The sequence below is a fragment of the Weissella confusa genome, from assembly GCF_004766315.1.
GTDB lineage: Bacteria > Bacillota > Bacilli > Lactobacillales > Lactobacillaceae > Weissella > Weissella confusa_A.
Window position 1 is genome coordinate 48,619 of record NZ_PVSN01000049.1, and the last position, 19,502, is coordinate 68,120.

General features: G+C 48.3%; 9 protein-coding genes and 1 pseudogene. All 10 read right to left on the reverse strand.

Translation table 11 applies throughout. The features are described 5' to 3' along the window. Positions 1-143: 143 nt before the first annotated feature. On the reverse strand, positions 144-758 hold the full coding sequence (locus tag C6P11_RS07290) for a hypothetical protein (protein WP_135519928.1): 615 nt from the start codon (positions 756-758) through the stop codon (positions 144-146). Further along, positions 739-2,100 (reverse strand): glycosyltransferase, encoded by a 1,362-nt coding sequence (locus C6P11_RS07295; protein ID WP_135519930.1) that lies wholly within the window; start codon positions 2,098-2,100, stop codon positions 739-741. The genes C6P11_RS07290 and C6P11_RS07295 overlap by 20 nt, the downstream gene beginning before the upstream one ends. 113 nt (positions 2,101-2,213) lie before the next feature. Beyond that, positions 2,214-9,392, reverse strand: coding sequence for a mucin-binding protein (locus tag C6P11_RS11270; RefSeq protein WP_280950205.1), 7,179 nt, complete (start codon positions 9,390-9,392; stop codon positions 2,214-2,216). 12 nt (positions 9,393-9,404) lie between these two features. Beyond that, entirely contained in the window at positions 9,405-10,175 is a 771-nt protein-coding gene (locus tag C6P11_RS11275) for a mucin-binding protein (RefSeq protein WP_432430734.1), read from the reverse strand. 21 nt (positions 10,176-10,196) lie between these two features. Further along, positions 10,197-13,424, reverse strand: a pseudogene (locus C6P11_RS11280) (mucin-binding protein); the annotation flags it as partial. A gap of 6 nt (positions 13,425-13,430) precedes the next feature. Further along, positions 13,431-17,054 carry a mucin-binding protein gene (locus tag C6P11_RS11285; RefSeq protein WP_245299835.1) on the reverse strand — a complete coding sequence of 1,208 codons (3,624 nt, stop codon included), beginning with the start codon at positions 17,052-17,054 and terminating at the stop codon, positions 13,431-13,433. 27 nt (positions 17,055-17,081) lie between these two features. Beyond that, complete coding sequence (locus tag C6P11_RS07305) at positions 17,082-17,522, reverse strand: hypothetical protein (RefSeq protein WP_135519932.1); 441 nt, start codon at positions 17,520-17,522, stop codon at positions 17,082-17,084. 3 nt (positions 17,523-17,525) lie between these two features. Beyond that, complete coding sequence (locus tag C6P11_RS07310; RefSeq protein ID WP_135519934.1) at positions 17,526-17,873, reverse strand: hypothetical protein; 348 nt, start codon at positions 17,871-17,873, stop codon at positions 17,526-17,528. Between the two features lie 262 nt (positions 17,874-18,135). Continuing rightward, positions 18,136-18,756, reverse strand: coding sequence for an ECF transporter S component (locus tag C6P11_RS07315; RefSeq protein ID WP_135519936.1), 621 nt, complete (start codon positions 18,754-18,756; stop codon positions 18,136-18,138). A 173-nt stretch (positions 18,757-18,929) separates the two neighbouring features. Continuing rightward, on the reverse strand, positions 18,930-19,502 hold a 573-nt coding region (locus C6P11_RS07320), incomplete at its 5' end, for an HAD-IA family hydrolase (RefSeq protein ID WP_135519938.1).

The window sequence follows — 19,502 nt, forward strand, 5'->3', positions numbered from 1 at the left end:
AGTGAGAATGGGACTCCGTCGCCACCAGCTTATATTGTAGGACGGAGCACCGCCAGCCTAACCAACCACCACGCCTCGGCGCGCAAGCGACGACACTAAACGCAAAATAAAAGCGCAGGAAAAATCTCCCACGCTAGCGTATTCTATTGACCTGTATAACGAATAATCTCGATGTTTTGATCGTCAAACACATCTTCGAAGAACGCCGTCAAACAACTGTTCTCATCGTCAAACAACTTGCCATCATACATGAACGTCATGCTAATCGGCTGTTGGCTGTCACCTTCATAGTTGTATAGCTTCTTCAACAACTTGCCGTTCGACAATTGCATGCGGATCATAATCGTGCGTTGCTTATCATCACGAATCCAACGCTTCACCACATCCGCCTTTTCACCAACCAAATCAAACTGCCAATTAAAGCCGCGCGCAATGTACTTCACCGCACGTACGGTTTGCTTTTGCCAGTCCACCAGTTGTAACGTCGCAACTTCATTACCCATGTCAGTCACACTGATTTCACCATACTTGTTGTATGACATCGCATAATCTGGATTAAACGCCAAATCATTCAAATACGTCGCTGGGCGCAATCGAATTCCGGCAATACGATACATCAAATATTCACCCGGAAAACCATTCCGATATGACTCATTCTCCGTCATGTTCACTACCTGAACATGATGATAACGACGCTTGAGGTCTTTTAACTTTGTGACGACATCAGTAGTCTTGTCATCAATCAACATGATTTTCATGCGTCGCCTCCAATTTTGTAATCAAATCTAACCACTTCGCCTGAACATGTTCCGCATCGTACTCACGCGCTTGTTCACGGCCAGCTTCACTCGCCTTTTCACGCCAACGTTTATCCGCCAACGCCATCACAATCGCATTAGCCAGTGCGTTCACATCCCCATCTGCAACCAATTTACCAGCTTTGCCAATAATTGCACGCGGACCATAATCAATGTCATATGAAATCACTGGCGTACCAGCTGCTTCGGCTTCCAAAATCGTGCGACCAAAACCTTCTGTTCGTGACGTGAAAATTGTAACCTGCCCCGTTGCAAATGTGCCGATTGCATCAGTTGTGGCCCCGTTAAACGTAATATAGCCAGCTGCGTGGGCATCTGCAATTTGTTGTTGCAATTGCGTGTAATAAGCTTGGTCAGAAACCGTACCGTACAGTTGCAAATTAATATCACGATTTTGTTTGTGTGCCTTAACCGCTGCTGCAATCATATCTTCTACGCGCTTAATACGGTCAAAACGGGTCACGACGACAAACGACATTGCGCGTCGATCAGCCAAATCAGTCACCGCATCCGGCACCGTCACTGAAGCCGGTGCAATATCAACCGTTTGGGCACCCCACTCTGTTCGCAAATCGATTGCTTGGGTCTGCGTTCCCGTCACAATCCAATCGAACTTCTTAGCACGTAATAAATTACGGAACCCAACCAAAGTTTGATGATGGGCCACGTGATGATCGGCGTGAATATACGCTACCTTCACTTCGGCATTTTCGACACTACCATACGCCTGCGTCATCGTTTCCTCTAACACATCAGCATACATGATGCTTGGCTCTTCAGCGGTCAACTTATCCAAGAAATATTTCACCATTGCTTCGAACGACAATACATGAAGCATACCGCCGTCCCACAACAAGACTTGGGTAACCTTGTTTTGAACGTACAGCAAACGCATGCGTTCTGACCCATCACGGTTATACAAAATGGCACCACGTCGTGAAACACTCTTGTTATCGAGACCATAATAGATTTCACCCACTAGTTCATCATGTTGATTAAAGACCTTATCAACAATCGTCACCTGACGGGCATCATGCAATCGTTCAACACGGACACCGCCTGCAACGGCCTCCCCTTGAAAGTAATCCATCATGTTAACGTGGTGTGCCATAACATCCGGTGCAGCTTCACGCCAAATTTCTTCATACTGCGGATTGTAGTCAAATGTGACTAGTTTGACATCTTTGTTTAGATTCTTAAATAGACGCACACGCTCTGTAACAGCATATGATCGGCCACTTTGACCACGTCCAAAGAACTCCATTAAAAATAAATGTTGCATTACACTCCCCCTACTAAAGGCTTTGTTTACAGTATACCAAGTAAACATGGGGAATTTTTGAACTAATCATACAAAAACGCCTTCACAGGTCATTTCCCGTGAAGGCGTTTCCGTTACTTATCGTCGTGCTTCTTGCTTGTTTCTTCAGTTTCATCCTCGCGCTTACGACGCTTGAACAAACCAAGGAACAAACCAAACAACATGGCCAAACCAGTTGCCTTAGCACCTTCTTGCTCGTCCGAACCAGTGTATGGCAAGACGCCTGAATGTTGGGCCGTTACCGACTCAGCTGCGCTCTGTTCAGCTGTGTAAGCCAACGAAGCGGCACTTTCAGGTGCAGCCGTTGCTGATTGAACTGCCGTGTAGGCCAATGAATGTGGCGTCAATACCTCAGGTACAATCGCCGGCGTCTCAGGCGTTACTGTTTGAACAGTTTGTGCCGGTCCGCCCGGTTCATTTGGCTCAACTTCAACTGCCGGTTGCTCCGGCACAATCGTGTACGTGACATACTCAGTGAAGTCTGGTGTACCGACCGGAATATCCACTCCTGGCACGAGGTTGCGATCAGCCACGTAGCCCGGCATACCCGGTACAGCCACGTCCGGTACATGTGAACCATCTGGCGCCGTCCATGGGCCATACGTCACTTCGCCAGTAACCGTATCGACCGTCGCCGTACGCGTGTACGTCACAATTTGTGTCTTCGTATCGACGATTGTGCGGAAGATAATCGTACGCGTCGTTGCCGTCTTCAAGTGATCTTCATCAACACCGGCTGGCCACTTTGGACCATCTGGATTGTTTGGATCAATTGGCGTACCTGGTACACCTGGGTTATTTGGATCAACCGTCTTTGTACCGTGCGCCAATGTGACCACAAACGTTTGGTTCAACATTGAATCTGAATCGAATGTCATACCACCAGCAGGATAACCGTCACGCACAAGGACATAACCTTGAGCCACGTAGTAAGCGATTTGATCAGCCGTCGTGTATGTCGACTTGCTGTAACTATCGCCAGACAACTGCTCAACATGGAGCACTTGCTTCGTGTTTTGATCAATGAAGTTAACCTTGGCGTGTTGACGATCAACCTTGTAAACAATGGTCGTATCAGTCGTTGGATCACCTGGCACAGCTGGCGGCAAGTAACCCTTGCTTGGGTTCTTTGGATCAACCGGTTGCAGTGGCGTACCATCTGGACCTTGTGGCGTAAAGCCAGGTACATATGGGATGACCGGATAACCTGGTGAATTTGGATCAGCCGTCTTCGTTGGGTCATCTGGATCATTTGGATACGTCATTGGGTCGCTCGGAACATTTGTTGTATCGGCTGGGAACGATGGTACCCATTGTCCCATCTTGTTGTACACAACATTAACCGTCGTGTCCGCATCCTTAGCACCGATACCCGTCACCGTAGCAACCGTCTGCTTATCCGCCACATAACCCGTAATCACTGGTGAGTCCACTGCATCAAAGGTCGTATCGCCATTAGCGGCAACCCAATCACCGTAAGTCACTGCACCCGTTACCGCATCAACCTTGGCCGTACGGCTGAACGTGACCGTATCGGTCGCATCATCAGCTGCTGTTTCACCGTTAGCGTACTTGTATGTGATAGTTTGTTTAACCGATTCATTCAAATCAGCTTCTTCCAAACCACCTGGGTACGTTGGCGTTGGTGTGTCACCAGGGTTAACTGGATAAGTTGGGCTCGTTGGGTCATCCGGATCAACTGGACCACCTGGCGTGAAGATTGGTGAACTTGGCGTCTTTGGATCATTTGGATCAACTGTAATCACAGCGTGTTCCAAATAGACCTCATACGCTTGGTCATAATCATCTTCACGATCGAGGGTAAAGTTTGTACCTGGATAACCATCTGAAACCAAGACATAACCCGCTGCCTCGTAGGCTGCAAGCTTGTCTGCCGTTGTGTACGTTGACGTCTCATCAGAGTGTCCCGTAATCGTATCCATTGCCAATTGCTTGCCAGTCGTCTTATCAATATACGTAATCGTCGCTTGCTGCTCATTAGCAACATACGTAATCGTCGTATCTTGTGTTGGATCAGTTGGCGTTGCTGGTGGCACGTAACCCTTACTTAGGTCACTTGGATCAACTGGTTGCAATGGGCCATCTGGTCCTTGTGGCGTAAAGCCTGGCACATCCGGAATGACCGGATAATTTGGTGCCGTTGGATCAGCTGGTTGCGTTGGGTCAGCTGGGTCATTTGGATACGTAATCGGATCCGTTGGTACATCAGGGGTACCAGCTGGATATGATGGTACCCATTGTCCCATCGCCGTGTAAGTCACAACTGGATCAGTGTCAGCATCAGTTGCCTGAATGCCCGTCACTTCAGCGACCGTTTGCTTATCCGCAACATACCCGGTAATCACTGGAGACTCGACCGCATCAAACGTGGTATCGCTATTTGCTGCAATCCACTCACCATACGTTACCGCACCTGTGACCGGATCAAGCGTTGCCGTACGGCTAAACGTTACCGTGTCCGTCTTTGGATTACTTGCCTCTTGGCCATCAGCATACACGTACGTGATAGTTTGCGTCACTGATTCATTCAAATCAGTTTCAGTTAAACCAGCTGGGTACGTAGGCGTTGCTGGCCAAGTTGGACCACTTGGGTTATCCGGATCAATTGGGTCACCTGGATTGCCTGGTTCTTCTGGGTACGTTGGGCTATCTGGGTCACTTGGATCAACCGGATCGCCTGGGTTGTAAATCGGCTGACTCGGCGTCTTCGGATCATTTGGTGTAATCGTAATCTTCGCGTGCTTCAAGTGCACTTCATACGCTTGCGTCTCACTGTCATCACGGTCAAACGTGAAGTCCGTACCTGGATAACCATCAGAAACGAACGTGTAACCTTGCGCCAAGTAAGCTTGAATACGCTCGGCCGTGGTATACGTTGACGTTGCATCAGAAACACCCTTAATTGTGTCGACTGCCAAATTCGTCTTCGTCGTGTCATCGATAAACGTAATCGTGGCCGTTTGCTCATTGGCAACGTAATTAATCGTTGTATCTTCACCTGGATTGTCCGTCGGCGTTGCCGGTGGCACATAACCCTTGCTTGGATCAGTTGGATCAACTGGTTGCAATGGACCATCCGGTCCTTCTGGCGTAAAGCCTGGCACGTATGGCACCACTGGATAATCTGGCGCACCCGGTTCAAGCGGCTTCGTTGGATCGTCCGGATCATTTGGATACGTGATTGGATCCGTTGGCACACTTGGTGTATTAGCTGGGAATGATGGTACCCATTGTCCCATTTGCTTATACGTGACCTTAACGTTTTCATCCCCACTATTCGCCGTCAAACCAGCTGTTTCGTCAACTTGCGTCAAATCAGCATAGTAGCCGGGAATCACTGGTGATTCGACCGCATCAAAGGTTGTATCGCCGTTCGTCGCAACCCAATCACCGTAAGTCACAGTTCCCGTCACCACGTCATACTCGGCGGTGCGGGTGAACTGAACGTTATCCGTCACCGTCTTTGCAGCTTCACTATTATCTTCGTAAACATACGTAATGGTACGGTCAACTGACTCATTCAAATCAGTCGTCTTCAAACCATCCGGATAAGTTGGTGTTGCTAGCCAAGTTGGGCCACTTGGGTTGTTTGGATCAATCGGATCACCTGGCGTACCAGGTTCGGCTGGATACGTTGGGCCATCTGGGTCATCCGGATCAACCGGGTCACCTGGCGTGTAAACCGGTGAACTTGGCGTCTTCGGATCATCTGGATCAACCGTAATCGTCGCGTGCTTCAAGTGCACCTCGAAGGCTTGCGTCGTCTCATCATCCGTGTCGAACACGAAGTCAGCTGGCCAACCATCACTCACAAGGCTATAACCTTGCGCTTGCAAAGCCGCAATCCGGTCAGCCGTCGTGTAGCTCGTCGTGCCATCAGATTGTCCGGTAATGTCATCCATGACAATCGTTTGTTGCGTGTTGTCATCAATATACGTAATCGTTGCATGTTGCTCGTTCGCAACGTAACGGACTTCGATTGACGTATCGTCATCCATTGCTGCAACGCCGGTCGCTTCAGCAACTGATGCACGGTTAGCCGTGTAACCAGCAATCGTTGGTGATGTCACCTCATCAAAGGTGGTATCACTATCAGTTGCAATCCAATCACCATATGTGATTTCGCCACTGACCGTATCAAGTGTCGCCGTACGGGTAAACGTCAACGTTTCCGTCGCCGTCGTCGCAGCGGTCGCACCATTACGATCGTAAACATAAGTTACCTCACGCGTGACCGTTTGATTCAAATCATCATGCTCCAAACCGGCTGGATAAGTCGGCGTTGCTGGCCAAGTTGGGCCACTTGGATTATCTGGATCAATTGGTTCACCTGGCGTACCAGGTTGCTCAGGATACGTTGGGCTCGATGGATCACTTGGGTCCACCGGATCACCCGGCGTAAAGATTGGTGAACTTGGCGTCTTTGGATCATCTGGCGTAATCGTTTGCGTGATACGCTCAAGTTGTACGATGTACGCTTGATCAGTTGCCGTATCACGATCGAACGTGAATTTCGTACCTGGATAACCATCAGCGACCAAACGGTAACCTTGTTGCTCATACATCGCAATACGTTGTGCTGTCGTGTATGAACTGGTTTCATCAGAATGACCATCAATCGTATCAACCGACAAATCAGTATCAGTCGTCACATCGTGGTACGTAATCGTTGCCTTTTGTTCATCCGCAACATAAGTCACAACCGTATCACCACCTGGGTTATCGGTTGGTGTTGCTGGTGGCCAATAACCACCTTCTGGTGAACCTGGCGTTACCGGTTCAAGTGGCGTGCCATCTGGACCTTGTGGCGTAAAGCCTGGTACATATGGCATGGTTGGATTATCTGGCGTGCCTGGTACATTTGGATTCGTACCACCTGGTTCAAGTGGTGTATCCGCATGAGCTGGGTCATTTGGATACGTCGTTGGATCAGATGGCACGTTTTCCGTACCGGCTGGGAATGATGGTACCCATTGTCCCATTGGCTTGTAGACAACTTGGATGTTTTCATCCCCCGTCGTTGCCGTCAAACCAGTGGTTTCAGCAACCACTTCCTTATCAGCGTAGTAGCCAGTCTTAACTGGTGAGTTCACCGCGTCAAACGTTGTGTCATCGCCAGTTGCAACCCACTCACCATATGTGACTTCACCCGTTACCGCATCAACTGTCGCCGTGCGTGTGAAGCTAACTTTGTCCGTTGCATCATCAAAGACCTTATTACCTGCCTCGTCGACATACGTAATCGTACGGTTGACCGTCTCATTCAAGTCGGTCGTCGTCACGCCATCTGGGTACGTTGGCACCGCTGGCCAAGTTGGACCACTTGGATTATCCGGATCAATTGGATCACCAGGCGTACCTGGTTCCGCTGGATACGTTGGACTCGATGGGTCACTTGGATCAACCGGGTCACCCGGTGTGTAAATTGGCGTTGATGGGTTCTTTGGATCATCTGGCGTCACTGTAATCGCAGCGTGCTTCAAGTGAACCTCGAACGTCTCAACATTACCATCGACACGGTCAAACGCAAAGTCGGCTGGATAATCGTCACTGACCAACGTGTAACCTTGGGCGTAGTAAGCAGCCAAACGGTCCGCCGTCGTATACGTCGACTTCTCATCCGAGACACAATCGATATCATCAGTTGCCAATGTCGTGCCGGTTGTATCATCAATGAAGACAATTCGCGCAGTTTGTTCATTAGCCGTATAGGTAATGTCTTGACTCTGCTTAGGATCATCCGGAATAACCGGTGGCCAGTATCCCTCGCTTGGATTGCTTGGGTTAACTGGCTCCAACGGCTCACCATCCGGTCCTTGTGGCGTAAAGCCAGGCACGTATGGCAAGGTTGGATTATCCGTCGTTCCAGGGTCGGCCGGATTATCCGGACCAGGATCCGCTGGATTCGTTGGATCATCTGGGTTGTTTGGATAGTTGATTGGGTCACTTGGGACATCTTCAGTTCCCGGTGGGAAATGTGGTACCCACTGACCAACCGCCGTATACGTCACAACCACTGATGTTGACTCAGTTGCGCCGGTAACATCTACAAATTCAACCGAAGCCTTGTCTGCCATGTAGCCGACAATCATCGGTGAATCAACTTGTTGCCAATCGACATCATCGCCGACTGCCGTCCACTCACCATATGTGACCTCACCCGTCACGGCGTTAACCGTAGCGGTAAGTTCGAAGACGACATTGTCCGTCACTGTTGTCGCAGCTTCAGAACCATCTTCGTAAACATACGTAATCGTACGTGTGACCGTCTTGTTCAAATCTTGCGCCGTCACACCATCTGGATACGTTGGCGTCGCTGGCCAAGTTGGTCCGCTTGGGTTGTTTGGATTAATTGGATCACCTGGCGTACCAGGTTCCTCAGGATACGTTGGGCTTGATGGATCACTTGGGTCCACCGGATCACCCGGCGTAAAGATTGGGTCACTTGGATTCTTTGGATCATCAGGCGTCACAACCACCGTGACTTGCTTCAACGTTACCGTGAAGTACTGTGACTTAGCTGTGTCACTATCAAACGTAAAGTCCGTTGTATATTCATCCGATACCAGTACATATCCCATCGCCTCATATTGCTTAATACGGTCAGCGGTTGCATATGTGCCCGGTTCATCTGACTTACCAGCCAATGGATCGACTGATAACGTCGTACCAGTTGTCTGATCCACATACGTTACCGAACCAACTTGATCAGCTGGGACATAGGTAATCACCGTATCCTCACCCGGATTTGTTGGGTTTGGTGGTAGGTAGCCTGAAGATGGGTTGCTTGGATCAGCCGGTGTTAGCGGCTCACCATCTGGTCCTTCCGGCGTGTAACCTGGCACGTAAGGTAACGTTGGGTTCTCTGGCGTACCTGGTTCGCTAGGATTCTCAGCCGGATCCGTTGGTACCGTTGGATCACTTGGATTATTTGGATAATCAATTGGATCCGTCGGTGCACTCGGCGTCGTGGCTGGGAACGATGGTACCCATTGTCCCAACTTCTTGTACGTCACAGTCTCAGTCACATCACCGTCTTCGGCCGCAACCGTCACTGCTGTACTGTACTCCTTGTCAGCATAGTAACCATCAACAACTGGCGACTTGTAGGTATCCAACAAATCGTCATCATCAACCGCTACCCAATCCGAGTACGTCACCTCGCCCGTCACCGTGTCCAACGTTGCCGTTCGCGTAAAGTGCACCGCATCCGTGTGTGGCTCGTGGGCAATCGTCGTACCATCTTAGTAAACATAGTTAACCGTCAAGTTGACCGTTTGGTTCAAATCTTCCGTCGTCAATCCCGCTGGGTACGTTGGTGTCTCCGGCCAAGTTGGGCCACTTGGATTTGCCGGATCAATTGGCTCACCTGGTGTACCTGGTTCGGCTGGATACGTTGGGCTCGATGGATCACTTGGGTCCACCGGCTCACCCGGCGTAAAGATTGGGTCACTTGGTGTGCGTGGGTCGTCTGGTGTAATCACCAAAACTGTGCGCTTCAAATGCACCTCAAATTTTTGTTCCGTCGCATCATCACGATCGAATTGGAACGCATTTTCTGGGAAGTCATTTGAAACCAATGTGTATCCTTGTGCTTCGTAAGACTTAATGCGGTCAGCCGTTGTATATGTTGATGTGTCGCTCGACTCACCAGCGATGGTATCAACTGCCAATTCAAGGCCAGTATCATCATCAATATACGTAATGCGAGCTGCTTGATCATTGGCCACATAGTGAATAACCGTGTCATCACCTGGCTTATCCGTTGGTGTCTCCGGTGGCCAGTAACCCGCACTTGGATTATCTGGATCAACCGGCGTCAACGGCGTGCCATCTGGGCCTTCTGGTGTATAACCTGGCACATATGGCAACGTTGGGTTGGCCGGCGTACCTGGATCGTTTGGATTATTCTCACCCGGCTCCAACGGCTCCGTTGGGTCACTTGGATTGTTTGGATAATCAATTGGATCACTTGGGACATTCTCATCATCGGCTGATGGTGGGAATGATGGCACCCATTGACCAAGCTTGGTATATGTGATGGCGACAGTTGTATCATCGGCCATCGCGTCAACATTCGCCTCTTCGTCAACGGTTAATTGACTAGCCACGTAACCCGAAATCAACGGCGAATCAACCTTATCAAGGGTTGAATCAGTCGTCTACCAATCGCCATACGTCACCGCACCAGTCACTGCATTAACTGTCGCGGTACGACTGTACGTCAACGTTTCAGTAACCGTCTTAGAAGCCTCTGACCCGTCGCTTGCATACGTGTAAGTAATCGTACGCGTGACTGTCTGGTTCAAATCATCCTTAGTGACGCCACTTGGGTACGTTGGCGTTGCTGGCCAAGTTGGCCCACTTGGATTATCCGGATCAACCGGTGTACCTGGGTCACCTGGTGTATCAGGTACCGTTGGTCCATCTGGTTGGTCTGGATAAACTGGGTCACCCGGTGTGTATGGGCTTTCTGGATACGTTGGGCCACTTGGATCACTTGGATCGACCGGATCACCCGGCGTAAAGATATCCACGCCTGGTTCCTTTGGATCATCCGGTTCAACCGTAATCGTGACTTGCTTCAAGTGCACTGTGAATGGTTGGTCCGTATCATCAACACGGTCATAAACCACACCATCCGTTGGATAATCATCGCTCACCAGGACATATCCGGCACGTTCGTACGTCGCAATGTCAGTTGCTGTACGATAGGCATCCGTCTCGTCAGACTTACCTGTCAAATCGACAACCTTCAGTGTGTCACCCGTCGTATCGTCGATAAATGTCACGGTCGCCTTTTGCTCATTCGCCGTGTAGGTAATCGTCGTGTCACCACCCGGATTATCGGTTTGCGTTTCCGGTGGCCAGTAACCCGCACTTGGGTTATTTGGATCACCCGGCTCCAACGGCGTGCCATCTGGTCCTTGCGGCGTAAAGCCTGGTACGTATGGCAAGGTTGGATTATCCGTGTCACCTGGCGTATCCGGCGTTCCTTGACCCGGCTCCAAAGGATCACCAGGATTATCTGGGTCATTTGGATACGTAATTGGGTCACTTGGCACATTTTCAGTACCTTCTGGGAATACCGGTACGTACTGTCCCATTGGGTAGTACGTCACCATGTAGTTACGGTCAAAGTCACCTGGTTCAATCGTTACCGCCAAAATATCTGCGATATCAGCATAGTAACCTTCCTTCACCGGACTTGACGTCTCTGGCCAGTCATCATCACCAGCCGTCACAACCCAATCCGTCGTTGAAATTTGCTCACCAGTTACGGCGTCCAACGTAATTGAACGCTCAAACGTTATCGTACGCGTGACATCTGGGAATGCTTCAGCCCCATCTGCGTACTGATAATTGATGACACCGTTAACCGTTTGCTTAACACCATCAATGTCAGTTCCGCCTGGCCAAGTTGGCGTATCAGGTACGCCAGGATACATTGGATTACCTGGATCACCAGGAGTGTCCGGTGTTACCACAACTGTACCGTGATCCAAGTAAACCTTAGCAAATTGGGTTACGTTGTCTGCACTGTCGTACGTTCCTTCAGTGGCTGTTGCGTCTTGATCAACTAGGACATAACCCCGAGCAGCATAATCCGATAATGTGTTCGTATAAGCTGCGTTCGTTGTTCCCGTCAAAGTTTGTTGTAGCTCAGTAACTTCGACTTCAGTTCCTGATGAAATGTCGACATAAACCACCACCAAGGTTTGTGGATGGGCCACGTAGTAAATTGGCGTGTCCGCTGCCGGGTTATCCGGCACATCAGGTGGGTAGTAGCCTTTCGTTACATCGTTAGGATCAATTTGTTCCAAAGGTGTGCTGCTACCATCACTTGTTGGTGTATAACCCGGAATATATGGCACTGGCACTTCAACATAATTTGGATCATCACGCGTCCAAACCTTTGAGGCGTCATTTGGATCATTTGGATAGACACGCGTCTTCAATTGCTCATCTTCAGGCAAATCAGGTACGTGCGGAATCCAAGAACCCAGCTTCGTATAAGTTACCGTTTCTTCACGGCTAGCGTCGTTGTAATCAACCGATCCACCTGCAACTGAACCCTCACTTGCAAAGTAACCATCAATAACTGGCGTTTGCACATCGTCAAACGTTTGTGACTCAGTTGGCCAAACAATTGATACAACCGCGCCGGTTACAGCATCATATGTGACTGAAGCAGTAAACGTCTTCTTCTGTACACTATCAGGCTCGGCCGTTGAATTATCAGCTTCATAAACATAATGAACTGTCGACGTAACCGTTGACGTATAACTGTCGTAGTTTGGATCGTCTTCACGACCACCATCCACAACAACCGTACCGTGGTCCAAGTGAACTACGTAAACTTGGGTCGCTGTGTCATCACGGTCATAAGTTCCGGCAGTTGCTCCTGCTTCGGCACTGACAAACGTGTAACCAAGAGATGCATAATCAGCCAGCGTATTTGTATATGCCTGATCAGTCTCACCCGAGAACGTTTGACGAAGTTCAGTAACCTCCTGGCCCGTTGTGTCATCAATATAGCGAACAATAACCTGTTGCGTATTACGCGTGTAATTAATCGTTGTATCCCCAGTCGGATTCGTCGGTGCTGGTGGAATATAACCAGCTGATGGATTTTCTGGGTCAACTGGCTTCAACGGCGTGCCATCCGGACCTTCCGGCGTGTATCCCGGTACATATGGAATGACCGGATCATCTGGCTCAGCCGGATCATGAGGCGTTTCATTATCCGTTGGATTGTTTGGATCATTTGGATATTGAATTGGGTCACTTGGTACATCTTCAGTATTTGGTGGGAAACTTGGCGTCCAACTTCCCATTGGCTTATACATAACCGTGTACGTTGTATCCGTGTCATTGTGGTCAATTTGGTCCGCATCAACTTGCGTTACATCAGCGACGTAACCCGTCATAACAGGACTCTTAACCGCCGCAAATGTGGCCGAATCATTCGGCCATTCAATCGAGATTGGCACATTTGAATCAACCTTATAGGTAACTGTTGCTGTAAAGGTGTGACTAACCACTTTATCCGGCACCGGCTCCCCATTCGCGTCTACCATTTGATTTCCATCTTGGTCTACATATTGAATTGTGTGTGTAATCGTCTTCATGTAATCGCTTTGGTTCGGATCATCGTCCTTACCACCTGGTACGGATTCCGTTCCGATTGCCAAAATAACGTTATAGACCTGATCAGTATCGTACTTACCACTCTCAGCACCTGCATCCTTAGATACCAGCACATAAGATTAGTCCGGATTATTCTCATAATCCCACAATTCGTGGGTATAGTCCGCATTCGTTTTACCAGTGAACGACTCCGTTTTAACTGTCGTACGAGTACCATCGTCCGCGACATAAATGTAGTTAACCGTTATTTTTTGCTCATTCGCATGGTAAACGATTGTCGTGTCAGTCGTCGGATCCGTTGGCACATCAGGTGGCAAATAACCACCAGTTGGGTCGCTCGGATTAACCGGCGTCAGCGGTGTACCGTCTGGTAACTCAGGCGTGTAACCAGGTACATAAGGCACCACTGGTACTGATGGATTCGTACGATCAGGTTGTGTTGGATCATTCGGATCATTTGGATAAGTTACATCAGTCGGCGGGTTGTCCGGCGTCGTATCTGGGAAGCTTGGTGTCCAAGCACCCAATGCCTTATACTCGACAATTGCCACAATGCCCGCAGAAGTATTAGTGACAGTCCCTGCTCCAGCCTGTAGCTTGTCAGCAATGTATCCTTGAATAACTGGAGACTCCACATCATCAAATGTATAGCTTTCAGCATCCCACGTATCGTATAACTCTTCACCTGTGACCGCATCGTACGTTACGGTAGCTGTAAATGTTGTCGTTCGAACGTTAGCCACCGCGGCCGTTGTGCCATCTTCATAGCGATAACGAACCGTCGACTTCGTCGTCCACGTTGCATTACCTTCCTTACCACCTTCCACACTCACAGTGTCGTGTTTCAAATAAACGTAGTAAGTTTGGTCAGTGTTGGTATCATTATCAAAGGTTCCAGCCGTAGCCCCTGCATCTTGGGCCACAATCACATAACCACTTGCTGCAGCTGCTTGGAGGGCGTTGGTATAACTCTTACCTGTATCACCATCTACGGTTTGGAGCCAATCTGTGAGCTCAGTCCCATCAGTAGCAGTCCATCCCTCAGTTTTTTCGGAGTCATTAACGTCAATATAACGAACGTTCACCGTTTGGGTATCAGCAACCAACGTAATTGTCATTGTTTGCAAACTACCATCAGTGGCGCTCAAATTATTATTTGTCGCGTCGTACGTACCAGACACCGTCGTACTAGATAGCGTCATCGCTGGTGTTCCAGTCGTTGTCGTCTTGCTGGTGTCAATGTGATACCCGGCTGGAATACTACTTGCGATGTCTTGTGACAACGCACCACCAGTCTTACCAGTCAAATTGATGTTAGCCGGCGCCGTTGTTCCGTCGGCCATGACAAACTTAATCTGGGCCTGTTGGCTATCAACGGCGTAGTACAAAACAATTGCATCGGCTGATGAATCGGTGATGGCGCCATTTGAAACGCTCGTACTTGCAGTTGCATTATACTTCGTATTCGAATTCTCAAACGGCATGGCATAAGTTCCATCCGTCTTTTGGACCGATTGTAGTGCACCTCCGTTATACGTATACCCAATATAGGTATACCCTGGAACCTTAGTATTAATTTGTGCCCAATCATTAGTGGTACTTGCTGAACGCGCAACACCGATAACGGCTCCCGTCACACCTTGCAAAGCTGAGTCTTTTTGACCAGACGTCTTATTGTTATAGTTTGATACGCCATCAGTATTAGTACGGGCAGTATCGACCAACTTATAAGTGCCATCCGATTGCTTTTCGGCAGTCTTCAACCCAACTGTCGCCATTTGTGGTGCGGCCACATAATAAAAGTTAACCCCGAAAACACTGTACTTGTCGATAATGGTGAAACTGTTCTGTTTATCTCCATAACCACCATTCTTAAATCCAGTGAAACTTCCGCCGTCAATAGATCCATTACGATCTTCGTCCAACCAATCCGGCGTTGATACTAAGGTATTGGCGTTACCAAACGCATCTGTTGCAGAAAATGTTAGCGTTCCAGTCGTTGTTTTATAGATATCCCCAGTAATTTTGGCAAACGTATAACCTGCTGTTGTTGGTTGTGACGTCGCAGCTACAACCGAAGTTGCACCAGTCGATGTATTTGTTTGGAGATAGAACGTTAGTGGTGAAGTCGGGATTGTATAGTGCTTAACTGGATTAGTTGCAGCACCACCACTCGTACTCGTATCAAAACGAATCGTATTAGAGCCTGTATCCCAAATAATTGATGTTTGGCCTAGCTGATTACCATTGGCATCAACTACCGGCCAAGCAACCGTTACCGTATATCCGCCACTACTGTTGACATACTTATCAACTACCGCACCCACTGGCACCTGACTCAAGTCAAAGCCATAAGCACGAATCAACGCTAAGTTAAACGGATTATTTGGGTCAAGAACAGTACGATACATATTAGAAGCAGACTTAACCGTCTGATCATAATTGTTAGTCATAAACTTTCCACGCACCGTTTGCGTCGTTCCTGTTTCCGTGCCACTTGTAGTTGATGACAACTGTCCTGAGGCATAAGTCAATGATGGCACAATCTGATACCCAGCCAATACGTCAGACGTGATGATGTATTCATCTGGGAACGATCCACCTGCTCCACCGTTCAACGTATTAACTTTGGCGTCGCCAGTTGACCCGGCGCTTGTGTTTACTGGAATACGTATGTCGGTCTTGGTGTAAGTACCATCACCATTATCAATGGCATAGTAGTAGTTGGCATCAGCCAAGGTTGCCTTAGTCGTGATTCCTTGCATCGTCCATGATTGCAAAGTTGTTCCATTTTCGTTGTAGTAGTTCGATATATTGTAATCACCACTACCACCTGAAAATCTGTTCGTGATTGTGGTTCCGTTTAACGTTAGTACTTGACCGTTATTAATGTAGTTTGTACGAAGAATTCCTGTCGATGTAAATTCGGCAATCATCAACGTTTCACCACCCTTGATTGTATTTCCCCAAGGGTCCCTAGTCGTACCTTCTCGCGCCATCAACACAACGTACTGTACTTTGCCTGATGCACTAAGAAAATACTGCAATGGGAAATAAGTACGTAGCAAATTCGCATCATTTTTAATGATATTGGGCAAACCTGAACTACTAGTGTCCAGAACTTGGTCACCAGCTGGTGGCGTTTGCCCCGTATTAATACGACGCCAGGCCTCAGATGCAACTACCCAACCCAAGCCATTAGTCTCGGCCCGCACACGAATATCATCATGATCAACCGAATCAAAGGTGGTACTTGCTTCAGTAGAGTCCGGCCAGTACACAATAATTGTGCCATCGTCATTTGTAACTTCAGTTTCTGGCATCAAATTGAATGAAGCCTTATTAAATAAATCAAACGTTGCTTGTTGTGCTTCAGTCAATCCAGTTGTCGTGTTTTTCTCGTGCTCTCCTTCTTGCAAGAACGAAATGACCATTCGGTTACGGACGGCATATGCCTTCAAAGCGTCCATATCGATACTGTTAAAGTTATACACTTCTGGCAAATTAATCCAGAGGTACTTATCAACATACGTGACCGTCACCGTACTACTTAAGCCATAGTCTGATCCTGTAAAACTTTCTGCGTTTGGAATTTCGATAGTCGTGTTAACAGGAACCGTTACCCCATCGACTACAGTCTCTGGTACCGTTTCTTCTTCAGTTGCGCTATCATCCGCTCCCAAAACAGTTGCTGATTGTGAACTCGATGGTGCAACCGATTGCAATGAGTCTGCGCTACTCATTGTTGATTCAGCCGAAGATGAATCGGTTTAACTTTCAGGTACCACGCTTGTGAGTGTGTCAGATTCACTTTCAGGTGCAACACTAGTCAACGTGTCCGCTTCACTCTCGGGTGCCACGCTCACCAAACTGTCGGATGCGCTTGACTCCTCATCGATTGACACACTACTTGCTTCGCTTGATGGTGCGACACTCACTAAGCTGTCAGAATCCGCTTGACTTGCCTCACTTGACGCATCAGATGAATCCGTTGACGTAGCTGAACTTTCAGAAGCTGCAGATGTGGTCGACAAAACCACCGAACTAGCCAATGAACTTTGGCTTGTGACCGGTGATTGGACAACTGATTCACTATCACTAACTTCTGCAGTGCTTGAGGCAACACTCGCTTCAGGTAGACTGCTCGTTTCAGAACTCGCACTCTCTACAACAACTGGATCAACTGGTGTTTCAAGGACTGACTCGACCACTGATTATTCAGACGCCGTAGCCTCTGCGCTAGCCACGACTGAGTCCGGATCACTTGGATTGGTAGGCACTGGTTCCCCAGTTTCATCGTCCAACCCATCCCCGTCCTTATCACGGTCTTCAATATCTTGCTCGCCATCCTTGTCAGATGCGCTCACCAAAGAAGCATCAGCATCGTCAATCGTTGGATCTTCCGCCGCTGAAACTTCACCGCCTGTATTGGCCCCCATACCAATGGCAATCAACAATGACGTCGCACCAAAACGCAGCCACTGCTTATTCTTCTTATTGCCACCACCGGCATCTTCGAGATTAACTTCTCGCTCCTTTACACTTGTGTCTGTAGATTTCATGATTTTAACTCCCCTAAAATTCAAGACTGTCAAAGTATAGACTTCGACCATTGTCGATAGTTTAGCTCACAACAGTACTAAAAAGTGGGAACTAATATCGACAAAAACACCCCTATTACATGGTCAAAATCTACTTCTGTACCTAAATTGTAACGAACTGCGGACATTAAAGCTCTTTTGACGTATCAAATTACGAAACTATGGTTTTTTTATGAAAAACGCGCAAAAAAGACCCGATAGCATTTGCTACCGAGTCTAAAAATTATCGTGCATTTTGACGATTGAAGAATGTCAAAACTGGTATGCCAATCAGTGGCACTAAGATTGCCCCAACAATGATTTCAAAGACGCCATTGAAGCCGGCAATTGAAACAATCAAGTAATTCGCGAGTCCTGAATCAGGAATACCAAACGCGGTGGTGTGCATGACCGTAAAGCCAATCCATGTGACACTCAACACGAAAAACGTATTCACAAAAGCTGACAAGGCGCCTAGCCCTGCTAACCAAATGGTTTGTTGACCCATTGGACGATTCTTAACAAAGCGCCAGTACAGGTACCCGATAATCAAACCAACCAACATACGTGGCACAATCGCTGTGATTGGGTTACGGAAGATTAAAGCGCCAATACTTGGTGCTGATGTCCATGCGTGCCAAAGTGAATAGGCACCCCAAACGAAACCTAGTAACGCACCGGCGCGAGGTCCCAAGACCATCGCCCCAATTGCGACAGTAAACGTAATAATCGTTACTGCTGCCCCAATTGCGAACGCCCCAAGTGGTAATGTGCCCAGCCAAGGAACAACTGACTGTAGCAGAATAATTGCAATAAATAATGCCGTCAAAACGAGATGACGACTTGAATTAGGACGTGCTGCCATTCTAGGCCTCCTCTAATTAAAATCCAAATAAACTGTGTTTACTTAATTATAGTTGGCAAGCTTGCTAATGTCATTAACTAATGAAAAAGACGCCAGCTTCATCATGAAACTGGCGTCTCCGCGGCAAAACTTTGTTTGAGATATTTTTTGAGATTCGTGAGAGGTTCAAATTGTTAATCGAGTTTTGCCGCGATGTTTGCTAACGTAACGTCGGCAGTTGTGTCAAAGCGAATATCGGCATCGTGCAAAATCTCGGCGTTACCGATTCCCAACGACACTTCACCAGCTCCGTTAATGGCTTGAATATCTGACGCAGCATCTTCCAATCCGATAACTTGCTCTGGTGGCAAGTTCAATAACTCGGCAGCACGCACATAAATTTCAGGATCCGGCTTGTTGGCGGTCAACGTACTTGGGTCAACAATGCCCACAAATGAATCCGTCAATTGTAAACGGTCAAGAATAAATGGCGCGTTCTTTGAAGCTGACGCAACACTGGCCTTGTAGCCCTTGTCGTTCAATTCCTTGATGAAATCTGCCATCCCCGGCAAAATATCGTCCGGCGTCAAACCAGAAATCAATTCAACATAGTGGTTATTCTTCCAAGATGCCAATGCCTCCTTTTCATCGTGTGTGTAGTCATCTTGCTTGTTACCAGCCTTCAAAATCATCTCAAGGCTGCCCATGCGGTCAATCCCCTTCAATGACTCTTGCAATTCTGGCGTCCAAGTCACGTTTACTTGGTC